General features: G+C 61.5%; 20 protein-coding genes and 1 pseudogene. 10 read left to right on the forward strand and 11 right to left on the reverse strand.

What is annotated here, in order from left to right:
* Positions 1–23: 23 nt before the first annotated feature.
* On the reverse strand, positions 24–1,112 hold the full coding sequence (locus Q7C20_RS02675; protein ID WP_375065154.1) for an endonuclease/exonuclease/phosphatase family protein: 1,089 nt from the start codon (positions 1,110–1,112) through the stop codon (positions 24–26).
* 40 nt (positions 1,113–1,152) lie between these two features.
* Positions 1,153–1,812 carry a YciC family protein gene (locus Q7C20_RS02680; RefSeq protein ID WP_375065156.1) on the reverse strand — a complete coding sequence of 220 codons (660 nt, stop codon included), beginning with the start codon at positions 1,810–1,812 and terminating at the stop codon, positions 1,153–1,155.
* A gap of 180 nt (positions 1,813–1,992) precedes the next feature.
* On the opposite strand from Q7C20_RS02680, the gene Q7C20_RS02685 reads away from it, so the two are divergent.
* The 3 genes from Q7C20_RS02685 (at position 1,993) to Q7C20_RS02695 (ending at position 4,016) form a co-directional block, all read left to right on the forward strand.
* A complete protein-coding gene (locus Q7C20_RS02685) occupies positions 1,993–2,772 on the forward strand; it encodes a DUF2076 domain-containing protein (RefSeq protein WP_375065158.1) in 780 nt (259 codons plus the stop codon).
* Positions 2,773–2,902: 130 nt separating this feature from the next.
* Complete coding sequence (locus Q7C20_RS02690) at positions 2,903–3,379, forward strand: NYN domain-containing protein (protein WP_083356641.1); 477 nt, start codon at positions 2,903–2,905, stop codon at positions 3,377–3,379.
* Between the two features lie 25 nt (positions 3,380–3,404).
* Positions 3,405–4,016, forward strand: coding sequence for a PolC-type DNA polymerase III (locus Q7C20_RS02695; protein WP_375065160.1), 612 nt, complete (start codon positions 3,405–3,407; stop codon positions 4,014–4,016).
* Positions 4,017–4,218: 202 nt separating this feature from the next.
* On the opposite strand, the pseudogene Q7C20_RS02700 reads toward Q7C20_RS02695, so the two are convergent.
* Both Q7C20_RS02700 and Q7C20_RS02705 read right to left on the reverse strand, forming a co-directional pair.
* A pseudogene (locus Q7C20_RS02700) lies at positions 4,219–4,308 on the reverse strand (DUF3077 domain-containing protein); the annotation flags it as partial.
* A gap of 98 nt (positions 4,309–4,406) precedes the next feature.
* Complete coding sequence (locus tag Q7C20_RS02705; RefSeq protein WP_375065162.1) at positions 4,407–4,868, reverse strand: Lrp/AsnC family transcriptional regulator; 462 nt, start codon at positions 4,866–4,868, stop codon at positions 4,407–4,409.
* Between the two features lie 160 nt (positions 4,869–5,028).
* Here Q7C20_RS02705 and yedA point away from each other — a divergent pair, with 160 nt between their 5' ends.
* Complete coding sequence (yedA, locus tag Q7C20_RS02710) at positions 5,029–5,925, forward strand: drug/metabolite exporter YedA (RefSeq protein ID WP_375065164.1); 897 nt, start codon at positions 5,029–5,031, stop codon at positions 5,923–5,925.
* Positions 5,926–5,973: 48 nt separating this feature from the next.
* Entirely contained in the window at positions 5,974–7,308 is a 1,335-nt protein-coding gene (locus Q7C20_RS02715; RefSeq protein WP_348059156.1) for a DEAD/DEAH box helicase, read from the forward strand.
* Positions 7,309–7,453: 145 nt separating this feature from the next.
* On the opposite strand, the gene Q7C20_RS02720 is transcribed toward Q7C20_RS02715, so the two are convergent.
* The 3 genes from Q7C20_RS02720 to Q7C20_RS02730 all read right to left on the reverse strand — a co-directional run bounded on the left by Q7C20_RS02720 (position 7,454) and on the right by Q7C20_RS02730 (position 10,282).
* Positions 7,454–8,680: a TIGR03862 family flavoprotein gene (locus Q7C20_RS02720; protein WP_375065166.1), complete on the reverse strand. Its 1,227-nt coding sequence runs from the start codon at positions 8,678–8,680 to the stop codon at positions 7,454–7,456.
* Between the two features lie 337 nt (positions 8,681–9,017).
* Positions 9,018–9,245 carry a hypothetical protein gene (locus Q7C20_RS02725; RefSeq protein ID WP_348059160.1) on the reverse strand — a complete coding sequence of 76 codons (228 nt, stop codon included), beginning with the start codon at positions 9,243–9,245 and terminating at the stop codon, positions 9,018–9,020.
* A 116-nt stretch (positions 9,246–9,361) separates the two neighbouring features.
* Positions 9,362–10,282 (reverse strand): histone deacetylase, encoded by a 921-nt coding sequence (locus Q7C20_RS02730; protein WP_375065168.1) that lies wholly within the window; start codon positions 10,280–10,282, stop codon positions 9,362–9,364.
* Between the two features lie 75 nt (positions 10,283–10,357).
* Between Q7C20_RS02730 and Q7C20_RS02735 the strand changes: the two genes are divergently transcribed.
* The 3 genes from Q7C20_RS02735 to Q7C20_RS02745 are packed head-to-tail and all read left to right on the forward strand — an operon-like array spanning position 10,358 to position 12,419.
* Positions 10,358–10,927 (forward strand): GNAT family N-acetyltransferase, encoded by a 570-nt coding sequence (locus Q7C20_RS02735; protein WP_375065170.1) that lies wholly within the window; start codon positions 10,358–10,360, stop codon positions 10,925–10,927.
* A 38-nt stretch (positions 10,928–10,965) separates the two neighbouring features.
* Complete coding sequence (tesB, locus tag Q7C20_RS02740; RefSeq protein ID WP_348059166.1) at positions 10,966–11,835, forward strand: acyl-CoA thioesterase II; 870 nt, start codon at positions 10,966–10,968, stop codon at positions 11,833–11,835.
* On the forward strand, positions 11,832–12,419 hold the full coding sequence (locus Q7C20_RS02745; protein ID WP_375065173.1) for an HAD family hydrolase: 588 nt from the start codon (positions 11,832–11,834) through the stop codon (positions 12,417–12,419). Before tesB ends, Q7C20_RS02745 begins: the two co-directional genes overlap by 4 nt.
* A gap of 133 nt (positions 12,420–12,552) precedes the next feature.
* Here Q7C20_RS02745 and Q7C20_RS02750 read toward each other — a convergent pair whose 3' ends face one another.
* The 3 genes from Q7C20_RS02750 to Q7C20_RS02760 form a co-directional block, all read right to left on the reverse strand.
* Entirely contained in the window at positions 12,553–13,536 is a 984-nt protein-coding gene (locus Q7C20_RS02750) for an alpha/beta hydrolase (RefSeq protein ID WP_375065175.1), read from the reverse strand.
* Positions 13,537–14,421, reverse strand: a complete 885-nt coding sequence (locus Q7C20_RS02755; RefSeq protein WP_375065177.1) for a neutral zinc metallopeptidase — start codon at positions 14,419–14,421, stop codon at positions 13,537–13,539.
* A 156-nt stretch (positions 14,422–14,577) separates the two neighbouring features.
* Entirely contained in the window at positions 14,578–14,994 is a 417-nt protein-coding gene (locus Q7C20_RS02760) for a membrane lipoprotein lipid attachment site-containing protein (protein ID WP_348059174.1), read from the reverse strand.
* A 185-nt stretch (positions 14,995–15,179) separates the two neighbouring features.
* Between Q7C20_RS02760 and Q7C20_RS02765 the strand changes: the two genes are divergently transcribed.
* Positions 15,180–16,058 carry a DMT family transporter gene (locus Q7C20_RS02765; protein ID WP_375065179.1) on the forward strand — a complete coding sequence of 293 codons (879 nt, stop codon included), beginning with the start codon at positions 15,180–15,182 and terminating at the stop codon, positions 16,056–16,058.
* Position 16,059: 1 nt separating this feature from the next.
* On the opposite strand, the gene Q7C20_RS02770 is transcribed toward Q7C20_RS02765, so the two are convergent.
* Positions 16,060–17,394 (reverse strand): MFS transporter, encoded by a 1,335-nt coding sequence (locus Q7C20_RS02770; protein ID WP_348059649.1) that lies wholly within the window; start codon positions 17,392–17,394, stop codon positions 16,060–16,062.
* Positions 17,395–17,606: 212 nt separating this feature from the next.
* On the opposite strand from Q7C20_RS02770, the gene quiC reads away from it, so the two are divergent.
* The gene (gene quiC / locus Q7C20_RS02775) at positions 17,607–19,508 is read left to right on the forward strand and encodes a 3-dehydroshikimate dehydratase QuiC (protein ID WP_375065182.1); all 1,902 of its coding nucleotides are present in this window, start codon (positions 17,607–17,609) and stop codon (positions 19,506–19,508) included.
* Positions 19,509–19,543: the final 35 nt, after the last annotated feature.

Consider the following 19,543-nt stretch of genomic DNA (forward strand, 5'->3'; position numbering starts at 1 on the left):
CACATTGGGTTCCGAGGTGTTACTTATTGCGCTGCAGGCAACAGAAACCGCGCAATCACGGGCAAGTGATTGGAAATGCGCAACGTATCTTCCTGGCGCACCTTGGCCTCTACCCGTTTGATGCGTGGGCTGTAGAAAAGGTAATCCAAGGTGCGATCCGGCCCATCCAGGCTCGGGTCATTGGGGAAGTTTGTCAGCCACTTCGCCCGATCAATCCCGCTGGACTCACTGTTACTCGGAATCATCGGGTATTTATCCCACAGCAAATGCAGCTCACTGTCCGGCGAATACCGCCCGCGCTTACCGGCGTCCAACCGCAAAAATTGCCCCAGCGGCAGCAGGTTGAAATCTCCGCCAATCAGCCAGGGCGTGCCACGGCCTTCGAATTTATCCAGCAACTTCACCGTGGCTTTTACTTGCTCCTGCACCGCCGTACGCCCTGGCATGTCGCCATCCAGGCGTGTATTGAGCACGGCCAATTGGCCGCCGTCGCTCAATGGCAGGTAGGTCAGCAACAAGGCCGGTTTGGGTTGGAATTGGCGGCTGATGACATTCGCCGGGGACACCGGCAGTTGCAGGCGCTCGGCGTGTTCGATCTGGTAGCGGCTCAAGGTCACAAGCTTGCGGCCGACGCTGCCGAAGATATGCAGGCTGGGCACAAAGTCGGCTTTCCAGTCGAAGGCCTGGGCGCTGCACGGGTAGAGGTCGACCAGGCGCTCCTGAAGCAGAGCCACCTGGTCCTGGTAGTGGGACGGTTTGGCGCCTTCGTCGAGTTCCTGCAACAACAGGATGTCGGGCTGTTCATCGCGAATCACCCGCGCCACTTCATCCAGGCTGGCGGCCATGTCTTCGACGGTGGGGCGGTCGTCCGGGCCGCTGCTATTGGCCGTGTCGTACCAGAACACGTAGTTCTTGCCGGCCAGGTATTGCACGTTCCAGGTCATGACCTTGAGCGCCTGCCCTGGCAGCAAGGTTGGCGCGCGGGGCGCGACGCAGCGCACGGGCAGGACGTGTTTGTCGTCAGGGCGCCAGGTCAGGCTGTAGACCAGGGCCGTGAACACGGCGGCGAGCATCAACAGGCTCAGCACGGTTATGCGCAATAAACGGGTCATCGGCTCGGCTTATAGCGTTTGGAAGGTGCCGCGGAGCATATCACCGCGCGTCGGCGTCGCCACCGATCAGCATGAATAAACGGAACAGGACTACGCTGGTGAACAGTTGCAGAAAGCTGTGGGCACTGTCGATCAACACACCCAGCAACGGCGCGGGGTCTGGATAGACTTCGACGCTGACGCCTTTGAGCAACCACAACGGCGTCATCACGCACAGCAGGCACACCAGGATCCGCCAGAAATGCCCACGGGTCAGGCGAAAACTTTCCTTCATCGCCTCCAGCGCCGACATGCCGCGCAACACCAGCAGGTACTCGGCAAACGCCAACACCACCATCAGCCACAGCCCCGGCAGGAAATACAGCGACAGGCCAAGCAAAATCAGCAGGGTGCTCATGGCCGTCAGCAGCGCGAAACGCGGCCACAGCGCCAGGGCCATGGCCCACACATCCTTGGTGCTTGGCGACTCGCCACGGGTGCGCGCGTCGAGAAACAGGATCAAGGCGCCGGTGTACAGCGGGTACACCAGCAACCCCACCACCACGCTGTAACCGGGGAAGGCATCCGGCCCGAGCGTGTGGTCGAGCACCTGTTGCAGCAGAGCTTCGAGGATCACCAACGGCAGGCACAACTGGACGATGGCGCCCAGGTTGCCTCGGGTGAAACGAAAGGAGTCGCGCAGCACGTCTAACGGATTCATCAGCTTGATCACAGGCCTGAAAGCAAGGGCCACACTTTAACCGATCATGGCCGGGCACACGCAAACGTAAACCTTGCGTAAAGACCATTGAAACGTCTCGTAACATCCCCATAACTAAGGCGTACCTTGCTTGAACTCAGGCAGGACCATGATTTTTACCGGCAATCTAACGAGGTCGCCATGAACAGCGAAGAGCAAACCCTGATCGATGGACTGTTTTCACGGTTGCAACAAGCCGAAACGGACTCAGCCCCCCGCGACGCCCTGGCCGAAGCGCGGATCAAGGAGCACATGACTCGCCAACCGGCGGCCGGGTATTACATGACCCAGTCGATCCTGGTGCAGGAACACGCGATCAAAAGCCTCGACGCGCAGAACAAGCAGCAGGCGCAGCAAATCCAGCAATTGCAGGATGAACTGCAACAAGCCAAGTCTCAGGCCGCGCAACCGGCGCCGAGCAGTGGTGGTTTCCTGTCGAGCATCTTTGGTGGCGGCGGCTCCCGCGATTCGCAACCGACACAGAGCGCGCCCCCTTCATCGGGTGGCGGCTGGCGTGAACCGGCTCGGCCTCAGTTTGGCCAGCCTGCGCCACAGCAAAACTACGGCGCGCCACAGCAGAACTATCAACAGCCGCCGCAAGCACCCGCCGCGCCGATTGGCAGTGGTTTCCTCGGCGGTGCGCTGAAAACCGCAGCCGGCGTGGCCGGTGGTGTGATGCTGGCCGAAGGTATCAGCAGCCTGTTCAACCACAACTCGCAACAGCCGCAAGTGGTGGAAGAAATCATCCGAGAAGAGCCAGCGCCTGCGAGCGACAACGGCAACAGCAACTGGGGCAATGACGACCAGAAGTTTGCCGGCGGCAATGACAGCTGGGGCAACGACAATGCCTCGGACAGCTTCGCCGACAGCGACTATTCCGACGACTCCTCCTCGTTCGGCGACGACGATACCTTCGTCTGACACCCCCTCAAGCCCGGTGCGCTTCGTCGCCCCGGGCTGATTTTTCGCTGAAACTTTCTCATGGCTGGCATACTGGCGCCTTTGCGGACCTTCGCGTCCGAGGCCCGAGCGGCAGCCATGGGGAAGTGCGGTGAAGAAAATTGCGGTGTTCGCCGATGTACAAAACCTCTATTACACCGTGCGCCAGGCGTATGGCTGCCACTTCAATTACGCCGCCCTGTGGGCTGACATCAGCTCGCGCGGGCAGATCGTCGAGGCGTACGCGTATGCCATCGACCGTGGCGACAGCAAGCAGCAGCAATTCCAGCAGATCCTGCGCAACCTGGGCTTCACGGTAAAACTCAAGCCCTACATCCAGCGTGCCGACGGCTCGGCCAAAGGCGACTGGGACGTGGGCATCACCCTCGACATCATGGACGCCGCCGACCACGTCGACGAAGTGGTGCTGGCCTCCGGCGACGGTGACTTCGATATGCTGCTCGACCGCATCATCCAAAAGCACGGCGTTGAAGCCGTGGCCTACGGCGTGCCGGGGCTGACGGCCAATTCACTGATACGCGCCGCCAGCCGCTACGTGCCCATCGAAGGCGCGTTGCTGCTCAAATAATCAGTTAGACGGAGTTGGAACAGGTTTGGAACGTATAGCGGTCATCGACTTTGAAACCACCGGCATCACCCCGAGCAGCTATTGCCGCGCCACGGAAATCGCGGTGGTCATCCTTGAGCGTGGTCAAATTGTGGACCGCTACCAGAGCCTGATGAACGCAGGCGTACGCGTGCCGGGCTTCATCGAACAACTCACCGGTATCAGCAACGCCATGCTGCGCAGCGCGCCGCCTGCTGAGCGGGTGATGAATGAAGTGAATGAATTCGTCGGCGCCACGCCACTGCTGGCGCACAACGCCGCGTTCGACCAACGATTCTGGGATTACGAACTGAGCCAGATCCGCCGCACCCGCCTGCAGAAATTCGCCTGTTCGCTGCTGCTGGCGCGCCGCCTGATGCCGTCGGCGCCCAACCACAAGCTCGGCACCCTGAACACCTTCGCTCAACTGCCCCACACCGGCAAGGCTCACCGAGCGATGGCGGATGCCGAAATGGCCGCCAACCTCACGGCGCATCTGGCCCAGGAACTGCGCGGCACCCACGGCTTGCGCGAGCTGTCCCACGACCTGCTGTGCGCCCTACAGAAAGTGCCAGCAGCGAAGATCAATGAACACCTGAAAAAACATCGCGGGTTCTAACCCCCGCGCGCATCTCATGCGGCTAGAGCGCCAGTTGTGGCGAGCGGGCTTGCCCCGCGTTGGGCTGCGCAGCAGCCCCAAACCTGACACTCGGTCCTGACTGAAAGAACGCGGCGCCCTGATTGGGGCCGCTGCGCAGCCCAACGCGGGGCAAGCCCGCTCACCACAACAGCCCATTCGCCACAAAATGGCGTCCTTCAGGCTATCGAGGCTGCACACACTCCAACGCCCGATCCACTACCTCCTTTGCCATCCCCACCAAATGCATCACCGCCCGCTGCTGCGGGTTCGCCGCCTCATCCAGTGAAGGTGCCGTCTCCCACAGTAGACTGCATCCAGCCCTGACGACTCGGTCAATGTGGGAGCTGGCTTGCCGGCGATAGCGCTGGTTCAACCACCATTTTTCCCATTGCCTTCCAACTGCCCCAACGGCACCCGCCGTTCTATCGCGCTCGACAAAATAATCGACGTCTTGCTGAACCCGAACTTCGCAATCCGGTTGATCAAGCTCTCCAACTCCGGCATCGAGCCCACCGCTGCTTGCATGATCACGCACGGGTCGCCTGTCACGCGGTGGCATTCTGTCAGTTCAGGAATTTCACTCAGTGCGTCATACACTTTCTGGCTGCCATGGTTGGTCAGCCGCAGCTCAATCACGCACTGAATCGGCAAGCCCACTTTGGACATGTCTACCTTGGCCTGGTACCCGGTGATGACGCCACTGGCTTCCAGCTTGGTCACGCGTTCGGCCACGGCGGGGGCGGAGAGGTTTACCGTGCGGGCCAGTTGCGCGTAGGACGCGCGGCCGTCTTCGAGCAGGGCGCTGAGGAGCATGCGGTCGTATTTGTCCATGATAAGGCTCCAATTGCGCAGGGCTTTCGAAAGCACGGTTTATAGCCTTCATAACCATGTTTTGAAAAGTGTACGGGCGCTTTAAACAGGTTTTGTAACTTATGTTTATCGGGCTGCTTTCCTAGAATAAACCTCCCGTTTCCTGCCGTAGAGCTGCCCAATGCCTGGCCCACGTCGCTTCCCTTTACCGTTGATCGCCGCCTTTTTTGCGCTGTATGTGATTTGGGGGTCTACCTACCTGGTGATCCGCATTGGCGTGGAATACTGGCCGCCGTTGATGCTCGGCGGGATTCGCTTTTTGCTGGCGGGCGCGGCGATGTATGGCTATTTACGCTGGCGCGGGGCGCCGGCGCCGACGTGGGTGCAGTGGAAGGCGGCGGCCAAGATTGGCGTGTTGCTGCTGACCTTTGGCAATGGCGCGGTGACGGTGGCCGAGCACACGGGCGTGGCCTCGGGTGTGGCTGCGCTGGCGGTGGCGACGGTGCCGTTGTTCACGTTGTTGTGCGGTTATTTCTGGGGCGCGCGTAATACGCGGTTGGAGTGGGCAGGCGTGGTGCTGGGGATTATCGGCATTGCCATGCTCAACATGGGTTCCAACCTGCAATCGAGCCCGACTGGCGCGATGCTGTTGCTGTTTGCTGCCGCTTCCTGGGCCTTTGGCTCGGTGTGGAGCCGGCATTTGCCGCTGCCCGCGGGCGCCATGGCGAGCGCGGCGGAAATGCTGATCGCCGGTGCCCTGCTGTTGGTCGGCAGTGCGCTGACCGGTGAACGCCTGCACGCCATACCGCCGATTGAGGGCTGGCTCGCGTTGGCTTATCTGGCGGTGTTCGGTTCGATCATCGCCTTCAATGCCTATATGTACTTGCTCAAGCACGTGCGCCCGGCGGCGGCGACCAGCTATGCCTATGTGAACCCGGCGGTGGCGGTGTTGCTGGGGATTGTGTTCGTCGGTGAAACCATCGGCGTGGAAGAAGCCCTGGCGATGCTGGTGATCATCAGCGCGGTGCTATTGATCAGCCTGCCCCAGTGGCGCAAGCCGAAGCCGGAAATAAGGTAAACTGCGGCGCATTACGGCTTTGCGCTGAATTTTTCCTACGGTAAACACATGACTTTCGCCTCCCTTGGCCTGATCGAACCCTTGCTGCGCGCCCTTGAGACGCTTGGCTACCAGACCCCGACGCCGGTGCAGGCGCAAGCCATTCCGGCGGTGCTGGCCGGTCGCGACCTGATGGCCGCGGCCCAGACCGGCACCGGCAAAACTGCCGGTTTCGCCCTGCCGCTGCTGCAACTGCTGACGATGGAAGGGCCGAAAGTCGCCGCCAACTCGGCACGCGCGCTGATCCTGTGCCCGACCCGCGAGCTGGCCGAGCAGGTTCACGCCAGCGTCGCCGAATACGCGCAACACCTGCCGCTGACCACGTACGCGGTGTACGGCGGCGTGAGCATCAACCCGCAGATGATGAAGCTGCGCAAGGGCGTCGACATTCTGGTCGCCACGCCGGGCCGCCTGATTGACCTGTTCCGCCAGAACGCGCTGAAGCTCAACCAGCTGCAAACCCTGGTGCTCGATGAAGCCGACCGCATGCTCGACCTGGGCTTCTCCGAGGAGCTGGCGAACATTTATCGCATGCTGCCGAAGAAGCGCCAGACCCTGCTGTTCTCCGCGACCTTCTCTGATGATATCCGCCTGCTCGCCGGGCAGATGCTCAACGACCCGCTGAGCATTGAAGTCAGCCCGCGCAACGTGGCTGCCAACACGGTTAAACAGTGGGTTGTGCCGGTGGACAAGAAGCGCAAGGCCGAGCTGTTTGTGCACTTGATGCGCAAAGGCCGCTGGAAGCAGGTGCTGGTGTTCGCCAAAACCCGTAACGGCGTTGATGCGCTGGTGGACAAGTTGCAGGGCCTGGGCATCAATGCCGACGGCATCCATGGCGACAAACCCCAGGCGACCCGCCAACGCGCGCTGGACCGTTTCAAGTCCAGTGATGTGCAGATTCTGGTGGCCACCGACGTGGCGGCCCGTGGCCTGGATATCGAAGACCTGCCACTGGTGGTCAACTTCGACCTGCCGATCGTGGCCGAGGATTACATCCACCGTATCGGCCGCACGGGCCGCGCGGGCAACACCGGTGAAGCGATTTCCCTGGTGTGCGCCGACGAAGTGAACATGCTCTCGGCCATCGAGATGCTGACGCGTCAGACCCTGACCCGCCAGATGGAGCAGGATTTCGAACCGGAACACCGCGTGCCCGACACCGATGCCAGCGGGCAAGTGGTGAAGAAGCCGAAGAAACCGAAAAAGCCTAAAACGTCGGGCGGTGGCGGCAAGCGCAACCTGGGCAAGTGGGTGGACAGCGGGGAAGCGACGCCGCCGGAGCCGTCGATCAAGCCGGTGCGCAAAGTGCCGGTGTTTAATACGGGCCCGCGTAAGAAGAAGTAATTTTTCGGCGAGGCTGATGGCCTCTTCGCGAGCAAGTCGAATCGTCGCACCGCCGCTCCCACATTTGACTGCATTCCAAATTTGGAACTCGGTCAAATGTGGGAGCGGGCTTGCTCGCGAAGGCGGCGCTGAATTCGCCAAAGTCTCAGCGCTGCAGCCACTCCAGCACGCCCCGCCCAGCCGCTCTGCCACTGGCAAAGCACCCCGTCAGCAAATAACCGCCGGTCGGCGCTTCCCAGTCGAGCATCTCCCCGGCACAAAACACCCCCGGCAGTTGCTTGAGCATCAACCGCTCATCCAGCGCTTCAAACGGCACGCCACCGGCGGTGCTGATCGCTTCATCCATCGGCCGGGTTTTCACCAGGGTCAGCGGCAATGCCTTGATATCCACCGCCAGTTGCGCCGGGTCATTGAAGTGCTCAGCGGGCGCCAGTTCACGCAACAGCGCGGCTTTCACCCCATCCAGCCCCAATTGACTGTGCAAATGCTTGCTCATCGACCGCGACCCACGGGGCTTGGCCAAGGCGGCTTGCACCTTGTCCAGCGGCTTGCTCGGCAGCAGGTCGATATGCACGGTCGCCGAGCCGTCGCGGTTGATTGCTTCCCGAATCGGCGCCGACAGCGCGTAGATCAAGCTGCCTTCGATCCCGCTGGCGGTGACCACGCATTCGCCCAGCCGGGGCTTGTCATCCGCCAACCCGATAGCAACGTTTTTCAACGGCGCGCCGGCGAATTTGCTGACCATCAATTCAGTCCAGGCCGATACCTCGAAACCACAGTTGCTCGGTTGCAGCGGGGCGTAAGGCACGCCTTTGTCTTCCAGCAACTTGAGCCAGGCGCCGTCAGAACCTAGACGCGACCAACTGCCACCACCGAGCGCCAGTAGCACCGCGTCGCTGTGGACAACTTTCTCGCCGTCCGGGCTGTGGATAAGTAAATCGCCGTCAGCATCCCAGCCCATCCAGCGATGACGGGTGTGGATAACCACGCCCTGATCGCGAAGGCGTTTGAGCCACGCGCGCAGCAGCGGGGCGGCTTTCATGTCGGTAGGAAACACCCGACCGGAAGTGCCGACAAAGGTCTGAATGCCCAAGCCATGAATCCACTCACACAACGCCTCGGCGCCAAACGCTCGCAGCAGCGGCGCCACGTGCGGTGCGCGCTCGGCATAGCGTGACAAAAACGCCGGGTAGTCTTCGGAGTGGGTAATGTTCATGCCGCCCACGCCCGCCAGTAGGAACTTGCGGCCCACCGACGGCATGCCGTCATACAGGTCTACCCGCACGCCCGCCTGGCTCAAGACTTCGGCGGCCATCAGCCCGGCAGGGCCGCCGCCGATAATGGCGACGTGGGAAGGGGCAGTGGTGGACATCAGCAGGCCTGGCGTGTAAAGAAAGGGCGCCCATTGTAAGAGATGCCGCGCGGTTGTGGGGGGGAAAGGGTTGTTGTGGTGAACGGGCCTGTTGTGGTGAGCGAGCTTGTTGTGGTTAGCAGGCTTGTTGTGGCGAGCGGGCTTGCCCCGCGTTGGGCTGCGTAGCAGCCCCAATACTGCTACCGCATTCTTTCTGAGGAAACGCAGCGACTTTACTGGGGCTGCTACGCAGCCCAACGCGGGGCAAGCCCGCTCGCCACAACAGGCCCGTTCACCACAACAAGCCCGCTCGCCATTACAAGCCAGCTCACCACCGGGGGGAGCGCAGCCGGCGGGGTCAGGCAAAGCCGGTGTTGGTGTTTGGCGGGTACTCGTCGGCGCGGTCGGCGTCGGTGATCGGGCCGCCGGTGAGGCCGTACTTGTCGAGCACCGGCACCAGGGCGCCGAAGAATTGGTCTTGTTGTTTCTCGCGCTTGACCACTTCGATGATCGGGAACACGAACGAGGTGATGATGCCCACGCCTGCCGCCGCCCAGCCCAGCACACCGGCGAAGGTTGTGGACAAGTATCTGGTCAAAAAACGTACAGTTTTCTGCAGCCCAAGTGCTTGCGTGCTTTCAGAGGCTTACGCTCAAGTTATCCACAGTCAGCTCCACAGCCATTGTGGGTAACGCTCACACCTCAATGACAACCTGATGACGTCCACACCCGCTGGGCACTGTGATGCAGGATGCCATGGCGGCGGGCCAGGGCAGGGCGGTCTCTGCTGTAGCCGCCGCCGATCACGCCCATCACCGGAATATCGCGGCCCAGGCAGTGGCGCATCACGCTTTCATCACGGGCGGCAACCCCAGCGTCAGTCAGTTTGAGGTAACCGAGGGCGTCGTCCTTGTGCACATCCACGCCGGCGTCGTACAGCACCAGGTCGGGCTGATACAGCGGCAGCAGGTAGTTGAGCGCGTCGTCGACCACTTGGAGGTAGTCGGCATCGCCCATGCCCATGGGCAGCGGGATGTCCCAGTCGCTTTGGGCCTTGCGCGCGGGGAAGTTCTTTTCGCAGTGCAGCGACACGGTGATGGCATCCGGCGTGTCGTGGAGGATGCGCGCGGTGCCGTCGCCCTGGTGCACGTCACAATCAAAGATCAGCACGCGGTTGACCCGGCCGCTGGCCAGCAGGTAATGGCTGATCACCGCCAGGTCATTGAAGATGCAAAAGCCCGCCGGGTAATCGTAGTGCGCGTGGTGGGTGCCGCCGGCCAGGTGGCAGGCCAGGCCGTGTTCCAGCGCCTGTTCGGCGGCGAGGATTGAGCCGCCGACCGCGCGCACGGTGCGTCGGGCCAAGGCCTCGTTCCACGGCAGGCCGAGGCGCCGTTGGTCTTCGCGGGACAACTCGCCACTCATGTAGCGTTCGATATACCCGGTGTCATGGGCCAGGGCCAGAATCTCGCTTGGGCACAGTTCGGGGCGCAGCAGTTGGCTGTCCTTGGTCAGGCCGCTGTCCACCAGGTGGTCGCGCAACAGGCGAAATTTGTCCATGGGGAAGCGGTGGTCCGCCGGGAACTCGGGGCTGTAGTCATCGTGGTAGATCAGGGGCAGTGGCATGGGATTTTCTGACGGGAACCTGCGACGCATCTTACCCCCGTTGTACACTCACGCACATGGCAAGGGAGGGGCCCCATGGAGCCGATACTGGAATTGGAAAGCGCACGGTTGGTGCTGCGCCAATGGCGCGACAGCGACCTGCCGGAATTTGCGCGCATGTGCACCGACGCGCAGGTCATGCGTTATTTCCCGGCCAAGCTGAGCCATCTGGAAAGCGCGGCGCTGATTGGCCGCATTCGCGGGCACTTTGCTGAGTATGGCTTTGGCTTCTGGGCGTTGCAGCGCAAGGACACCGGCGAATTCATCGGCCTGACCGGGCTGCAAAACGTCAATTTCGAGGCTGGCTTCAGCCCGGCAGTGGAAATCGGCTGGCGCCTGGCCCGCGAGCATTGGGGTTTGGGTTACGCCAGCGAGGCGGCGTGGACGGCATTGCGCTGCGGCTTCGATCGCTTGCAGCTGGATGAGGTCCTTGCCTTTACCACCGAGACCAATCTGCCATCACAAAAAGTCATGCAGGCCATCGGTATGCATTACGATCCGCAGGCAGATTTTGAACACCCCAAGGTCGCAGCCGATGACGCGCTGCGCCATCATGTTTTGTACCGCATCACCCGCGCCCAATGGTTGGACACGCTGCACGGATAAGCAGCCCGGAATGCCTCACCGTTTGTAGGAGTTGCTCTATGAGCCAAGTATTGGAAGATCTGGTGGACTTGCTGACACTGGAGCCGATCGAGGAAAACCTCTTTCGCGGCCGCAGCCAGGACCTGGGTTTTCGCCAGTTGTTCGGCGGCCAGGTGCTAGGCCAGTCGTTGTCGGCCGCCAGCCAGACCGTAGAAGAAGCGCGGCACGTGCATTCCCTGCACGGCTATTTTTTGCGCCCAGGCGATGCCTCGTTGCCGGTGGTGTATTCGGTGGACCGCGTGCGCGACGGCGGCAGTTTCAGCACGCGCCGCGTAACGGCGATTCAGAAGGGCAACCCGATTTTCACCTGCAGCGCCTCGTTCCAGTACGACGAAGAAGGCTTCGAGCACCAGACCACCATGCCGGTGGTGGTGGGCCCGGAGAACCTGCCGTCGGAGCTGGAGCTGACCCAGCAGCGTGCGCACCTGATTCCTGAGCACATGCGCGAGAAGCTGCTGTGCCCCAAGCCGATCGAAGTACGCCCGGTCACCGAGAAAGACCCGTTCAACCCGCAGGCCTCGGACCCGGTCAAATACGTGTGGTTTCGTGCCGACGGCGCCTTGGCCGACTCGCCAGCGCTGCATAAATACTTGCTGGCCTACGCCTCGGACTTCGGTTTGCTGACCACGTCCTTGCTGCCCCATGGCAAGACCGTTTGGCAAAAAGACATGCAGGTCGCCAGCCTTGACCACGCGCTGTGGTTCCACGCCGACCTGCGCGCCGATGACTGGTTGCTTTACGCCATGGACAGCCCGTGGGCCGGCAATTCCCGCGGGTTTTCGCGGGGCAGCGTGTACAACCGCGCCGGGCAACTGGTGGCCTCGGTGACGCAGGAAGGCTTGATCCGCCATCGCGAGGATTGGGCATGAGCCTGACGCAGATCAAGCATTGGGTGTTCGACATGGACGGCACCCTGACCGTGGCCGTGCATGACTTTGCGGCGATTCGCGTGGCGCTGGAGATTCCGCCCGAGGACGACATCCTCACGCATCTGGCGGCGTTGCCTGCGCAAGTGGCGGCGGAAAAACACGCCTGGTTACTGGAGCATGAGCGCGAGCTGGCGTTGGCTTCAGTGGCGGCCGAGGGTGCGGTGGAACTGGTGCGCGAGTTGGCCGGGCGCGGTTATCGCCTGGGCATTTTGACCCGCAATGCGCAGGAGTTGGCGCATGTCACGCTGGAAGCGATTGGGTTGGCGGACTGCTTTGCGATTGAAGACGTGTTGGGGCGTGAAGATGCGCCGCCCAAGCCTGACCCGGGTGGCCTGTTGAAGCTGGCTGCGGCCTGGGATGTTTCGCCGAGCGAGATGGTGATGGTCGGCGATTACCGCTTTGACCTGGATTGCGGCCGGGCGGCGGGGGCGCGGACAGTGTTAGTGAACCTGCCGGAAAACCCGTGGCCGGCGTTGGTGGACTGGCATGCGCAGGATTGCGCGGCCTTGCGCCGAATGATTTAGCCCAAGCGATGAAGATCAAATGTGGGAGCGGGCTTGCTCGCGAATGCGGTGGATCAGTCAGCTTATTTGTTGCTGACATACCGCATTCGCGAGCAAGCCCGCTCCCACATTTCTAACCGCATTTTTTCAGTGACTACTTCGCAAACAGTACCTTCTCGCCTTCAGGCGACGTAAACATCCCGTCGCCGTTATGCCCAACCCCCGGCACTTCCACCAGTTTGTGCGTCAACTGCGGATGGCGCGCCTTGAGGTAATCAAAATAGTTGTGCCCGCGAATCAGGCGATACGGGCCCTGGGTTTCGGCTTCGCAGCTTTTATCCAGCGCCGGGTGGTTCGGGTCGGTGTCCTGCTGGCCCAGCAGGTAGGTCACGTCGCGTGAAACGTAAGCTTGCTCAAGCTGCTGGGCGCTCTGGCCCTTTGCATAGTCGGGCAGGTGCTGCATGCCGTATTTCCAGTCGTTGAAGCCTGGGCAACTGGCGACATCAAACTTCACCGGGCGCTGCGGCGTGAAGTAAGCATAGGACGACGGGTTGGCAACGACATAGCGCAGGCTGATGCCTTCGGTTTTCAGCATGGGGTGATCATGGCCGGTCAGCGCAAAACGCTGCACCACCTGGCCACCGCCGGAATGCCCGGCCACCACGATTTCTTTCAGCGCCGGGAACAGTTTGCGGTTGCCCAGGTGCTTGATGATCTGGTCGAGGGCACCGAAGGAGCTGATCTGGCCAGGCCCGGTGGATGCATCGCCGGCCATCCAGTCATTGCCATTCCAGCGCAGCACGCCGTTGTCGAGGTGGTTGCGCTTCACGTCGGACTGATTTAGAAACTGCGGCGCGATCACCAGCGTATTGCCCGCCTGGCCAGCATGCTTGGCGGCATCTTCGCCGCTTTGCAGGTAAGTCTGCGCATTGCGCAGGCGGCCGTGGACGATGATCAACGCGCGAGTAACTTGGGGCAGCGGCTTGCTCCAGTCCTGGCTCAGGCCCAGGCTGAGGTCGCCGCCATCCAGGTGAAAACGATCGGGGCTGACTTCCTTGACGCCATGTTCTTTCTCGGCGGCCCAAGTGGTGGAACAGGTAATCATCAAGCCGAGCAGCAAACCCAATCGTTTATTCATTTAGAGACTCTTGGAGTTAAAGGTGTCGCATTGATTGATCTGGCCCCCCGCAAAGCCGGTCTTGAACCAGCGAACCCGCTGTGCCGAGGTGCCGTGGGTAAACGAGTCCGGCACGACGCGCCCTTGACCCTGTTGCTGCAAACGGTCATCGCCGATGGCGTTGGCCGCGTTCAGCGCTTCTTCAATGTCGCCGGGCTCCAGCCAGTTCAGGCGTTTTTGCGCACGGTTGGCCCACACGCCTGCGAAGCAGTCGGCTTGCAGCTCCTGGCGCACCAACAGGCCGCCGTCGCCTTGCATCGGCCGACCTTGCTCGCGCGCGGTCTGGATCTTGGCCGAGATGCCCAGCAACGTTTGCACGTGGTGCCCGACTTCGTGGGCGATCACATAAGCCTGGGCAAAATCGCCGGCGGCCTGGAAGCGTTGGGACATTTCCCGGAAGAAATCCAGGTCCAGATATACCTGCCGGTCAGCCGGGCAATAGAACGGGCCGCTGGCTGAGCTGGCGCCACCGCAGGCGGAGTTCACACGCCCTCGGAAAAGAATCAGTTTCGGGTTCTGGTACGCCAACCCGTTTTCCTTGAAGACCTGGCCCCAGGTGTCTTCGGTGTCGCCCAGAATGGCGCGCACAAAATCCGCCTGTTGGTCATTCGCTGGCGGCGCCTGGCGCGATTGCGTACTCACCGACGGCGCTTGTTCCCCTTGGCCGGTCAATTGGCCGAGGATCTGCATCGGGTCCTGGCCGGTCAGCCAGCCGATGCCGACGATCAGCACAATCGCCGTAAGGCTCAGGCCCTTGCCACCACCAAACCGCATGCCCCCGCCCCCGCCACTGTCATTTCGCGCATCTACCACGTTGTCGCTGCGTCGGCCTTTTTTCCATAGCATGGGGGAGATCCTCTCGATAACTGTCAAAGCAGTGTTGTTGGTGCAAGGGCATGGCGCCAGCCCGGCTGTCTGACAGGTACGAGAGCTGCTTAGTATCGCTGCTGTCAGGCCGTGCCGGCAGGGGCGCCAGATGAAAGTTGTGTCAGGTTTGCCAGGTCAGTCGCGGCAGTAACCTTCGCCAGTATCGACCACCAGGCAGTCCTTTTTATCCGCCAGCCATTTCAAACCGGTGGCTTCACCGTCGCCGGCGCTCAGCTGTTGCGGGCCGTCCGGGCGGGTAAACGCGATGCCATCTTCGTTGGCTTCACCCTTGAAGGTGCCGGAGTCGTCAGCGTCGAGGCCGTATTGCATGGTCAAAATATAATGCCCACGGCCGATGCTTTCGTCTTTGGCGATGGTCAGGTTCAGGCCTTCCACGCCGATCCATTTGCCAACCCATTTATCGGTGGGCGGGGTGGCCGGTACGAGGGTGGCTTGCACCGAGGCTGGCGCGGGCTTGGGCGCTTCCTTTGGCTCTTTATTGCATGCGGTGAGCAGGGCAAGGGCAGACAGAACAAACAGAGTTTTTTTCATAGCGGGCAGGCCTTGTTTAAAAAGTGTTCAACGCGCGGTAAGAAGTGCAGCGTTGGACTGGTATCCCGTGATTTAGTGCGCTGTTCGCACGGTGTTTGGTTATGCTCTTGGGGCAGACGCAAGCTTGGCTGCTAGATTACCGGGTTGAGTGCAAACGCGTTCAGCCCGCCATGCAAGAGAATTCAATGACTGTCAGCACACCTCTCTCCGGCGTCAACCACCCTTTCAAAGGCATCCTTCTGATTGTGGTGGCGACGTTTCTGTTTTCCAGCCACGACGCTTTGTCCAAATACCTGGCCGGGTTCTACCCGATTGTGATGGTGGTGTGGGCGCGTTACCTGGTGCACACCTTGCTGATGGCGGGGATTTTCCTGCCGCAGTCGGGCTTGCGCGTGCTGCGCAGCAAACGGCCGGGGATGCAGGTGGTGCGGGCGTTGTGCCTGTTGGGCACCAGCCTGTTTTTCACCGCGGCGTTGCATTACATCCCGTTGGCGGAGGCCACGGCGGTGAACTTCCTGGCGCCGATCCTGGTAACCGCGCTTTCAGTGCCGTTGCTCGGCGAACACGTGACGCGTGGCCAATGGCTGGCGGTGATTTGCGGGTTTATCGGCGTGCTGGTGATCATCCACCCCGGCGGCGAGCTGTTCACCCCGGCGGTGTTGCTGCCGCTGTGTTCGGCGCTGTTCTTCTGCTTCTACCAGTTGCTCACGCGCATCCTCAGCAAATACGACACGCCCACCACCAGCAACTTCTTCGCCGGCTTGTGCAATACCCTGGTGATGAGCGCGATGGTGCCGTTCTTCTGGCAGTTGCCGACGCTGTGGCACGGCGTGTTGATGCTGGCGCTGGGTACCTGTGGCATGACCGCGCACTTGATGCTGACCCAGGCATTCCGCTTCGCGGCGCCGGCCTTGCTGGCGCCGTTCGGCTATTGCCAGATCGTGTTCGCAGGGTTGTTGGGCTGGCTGGTGTTCAACCATACCCCCGACATGACCACGGTGGTCGGCATCGGGGTGATCTGCATGAGCGGGTTGGCCGCTGCCTGGCAGCAGCGGCGGCGCTAGGTCAGGCGTCTACGGTCGGGATCTTGCGCGGCGCCATGAAGTACATCCACACCAGCGCGATGAAGTACATCGCCGGTATCAGGGTGAACAACACGGTGTAGTTGTTGTTCGTCACGGTCAGGATATGGCCGACGATCTGGGTCATGAACATGCCGCCGATGGCTGCGCACATCCCGCCGAAACCAAACACCGTGCTCATCATGTGCTTGGGCGTGTAGTCCATCACCAGGCTCCAGATGTTGGCGGTCCAGGCCTGGTGCGCGCCGATGGCCAATGAAATGGCAAACACCGCGACCCACAGCTGGCTCGAGCCGGCTGCCATGATCACGCCGACGATGCAGCAGGCAAACAGCAGCATCGACAACAGCCGCGCCTTGATCGGATTCATCCCACGGCCGATCAGGAACGAAGACAGAATCCCCCCACCAACACTGCCGAAGTCGGCCGTCAGGTAGATGATGATCAGCGGAATGCCCATCTGGGTCACGTTGATGCCCAGGTTGTATTGCTGATTCAAAAACGGCGGCAGCCAATACAGGTAGAACCAGAACACCGGCGCGGTCAGCGAGTAGGCGAGGGCGAAGGCCCAGGTGCCGCGCATGCGCAGGATGCGGCTGAACGGCACGCGCGGTTGTTCCGGTTCGGCTTCCTGTTGCACGTAGTCCAATTCGGATTGTTTAACGCTCGGATGGTCTTCCGGGTTGTAGTACTTCAAGCCCCAGCACACCAGCCAGATGCCGCCGAGTGCCGACATGCACAGAAACGCCGCCTGCCAGCCCCACACGTGCAGAATTAACGGCAGCAGCATCGGCGTCATCATTGCGCCAACGTTGGTGCCGGCGTTGAAGATGCCGGTGGCGACTGCGCGTTCACCCGCCGGGAACCACAACCGCGTGGTCTTGACGCAGGCCGGGTAGTTGGCGGCTTCGGTCAGCCCGAGGATAAAGCGGCACACCATAAAGCCGACCGCCGAGGTGGCCAGGCCATGGGCGCCGGTGGCCAGGCTCCACAGCAGCACCGCGCAGAAGAACACGCGTTTCACGCCGACGCGGTCGATGAGGCGGCCTTGCAGCACAAAACCAATCGCGTAGCCGACCTGAAACCAGAAGTTGATGTTGGCGTAGTCCATCGCCGTCCAGCTCATTTCCTTGGCAAGAATAGGCTGCATCACCCCGAGTGCGGCGCGGTCGATGTAGTTCAGGGTAGTGGCGAAAAATACCAGGGCCAGCATGCCCCAGCGGGTCTTACCTACGGCCAGTGCGCCGCGGATTTTGTCGCCGACGCCGGCGTGCAGGTTGCCCGGGCGCGCGGCCAGGACGGAGTTTTGCGAAGGCATGAGGTCGTACCCGTTTTTTGAAATTTTTATGGTGTGTTCTGGGTCTGCTTACGTTTTCGATGGTGCGCAGCGACTAAAAAATCGTCAATTCGCCAAAGGGGCATAGTGTTCGATAATCGCACCAAAAACTAACCGGTTCGTACATTTTAATTGCTGCCTGTAGGCTGGGGGCGAATAATTTGCCACAAATAACAAGTGCCGGGAGTCGCCCCATGCAACGTTCCATTGCCACCGTTTCCTTGAGCGGCACCCTGCCGGAAAAGCTCGAAGCCATTGCCGCCGCCGGGTTTGACGGGGTTGAGATCTTCGAGAACGACCTGCTGTATTACGACGGCAGCCCGCGCGAAGTTAAGCAAATGTGCGCCGATCTGGGCATTGCCATCACCTTGTTCCAGCCCTTTCGCGACTTTGAAGGCTGCCGCCGCGACCGCCTCGCGCGCAACCTGGAGCGCGCCGAGCGCAAGTTCGACCTGATGCAGGAACTGGGCACCGACCTGGTGCTGGTGTGCAGCAATGCCTCGGCGGATTCGCTGGGCGATGAACGCATTTTGCTCGATGATCTCAGCCTGCTCGCCGAACGGGCGGGCCGTCGTGGGTTGCGCATCGGTTATGAAGCGCTGGCATGGGGCAAGCACGTGAACACCTGGCAACAGGTGTGGAACCTGGTGCGTCAGATCGATCATCCGGCCTTGGGTGTGTTGCTCGACAGCTTTCACACCTTGTCTTTGAAAGGCGATCCGAGTGCTATCGCCGACATTCCCGGCGACAAAATCTTCTTCGTGCAAATGGCCGACGCGCCGCTCCTGGCGATGGACGTGCTGGAGTGGAGCCGGCATTTCCGCTGCTTCCCGGGGCAGGGCGAATTCGACCTGGCGGGCTTTCTGGCGCCGATCATCAAGAGTGGTTACACCGGGCCGCTGTCCCTGGAGATTTTTAACGACGGTTTCCGCGCGGCACCGACACGGGCGAATGCGGCGGACGGCTTGCGCTCCCTGTTGTACCTGGAAGAGAAAACCCGCCAGCGCTTGCAGCAGGAAGCGGCGGCCCGGCCCGTCGAGATTCTGTTTGATACCCCCGCCGCCAGCGACTACGACGGCATCGAATTTCTCGAATTTGCCGTGGACGAAAACCTCGGCGCCAAGCTGACGCACTGGCTGGAACGCCTGGGGTTCGTCAAGGCCGGGCAGCATCGCTCCAAGAGCGTGAGCCTGTTGCGCCAGGGTGATATCAACCTGATCCTCAACTGTGAACCCTATTCCTTCGCGCACAATTTTTTCGAAGCCCACGGGCCGTCGCTGTGCGCCACGGCGATTCGGGTCAAGGACAGCGCCAAAGCCCTGGAACGCGCGGTGGCCTACAAGGGCCAGCCGTATCGCGGGCTGGTCGGGCCGAATGAGCTGGAGCTGGCGGCGGTGCGCGCGCCGGACGGCAGCCTGATTTATCTGGTGGACTCGTCCGAAGGCACGCTGTACGACACCGACTTCAACCTGCAAGCCGCGACGGCGTCAAGCGGCGGCTTGCTGCGCATTGACCATATGGCCATGGCCTTGCCGGCCGACAGCCTCGACAGCTGGGTGCTGTTCTACAAGAGCCTGCTGGATTTCGAAGCCGACGATGAAGTGGTGTTGCCCGACCCGTACGGCCTGGTGAAAAGCCGTGCGTTGCGCAGCCGTTGCAGTTCGATTCGCCTGCCGCTGAATATTTCCGAGAACCGCAACACCGCCATTTCCCACGCGCTGTCGAGCTATCGCGGCTCGGGCGTGCACCACATTGCCTTCGACTGCGCGGACATTTTCGCCGAAGTGAGCCGGGCCAAGGAGGCGGGCGTGCCGCTGCTGGATATCCCGCTCAACTATTACGACGACCTTGCGGCGCGCTTTGATTTTGACGAGCAATTCCTCAGCGAGCTTGCGTACTACAACGTGCTGTATGACCGCGACGCCTCTGGCGGTGAGTTGTTTCACGTGTACACCGAGCCATTCGAGGGGCGGTTTTTCTTCGAGATCATCCAACGCAAAAACGGTTATGCCGGTTACGGCGCGGCCAACGTGGCGGTGCGCCTGGCGGCGATGGCCAAATCGCGCAGCGGCGCGGTGCGTCAGGCGCGTTTATAAGGGCGGGCCGGCTGCTTCCTTCGGCGAGCATCGCG

Source organism: Pseudomonas sp. AMR01, from assembly GCF_041946035.1.
Lineage (GTDB): Bacteria > Pseudomonadota > Gammaproteobacteria > Pseudomonadales > Pseudomonadaceae > Aquipseudomonas > Aquipseudomonas antarctica_B.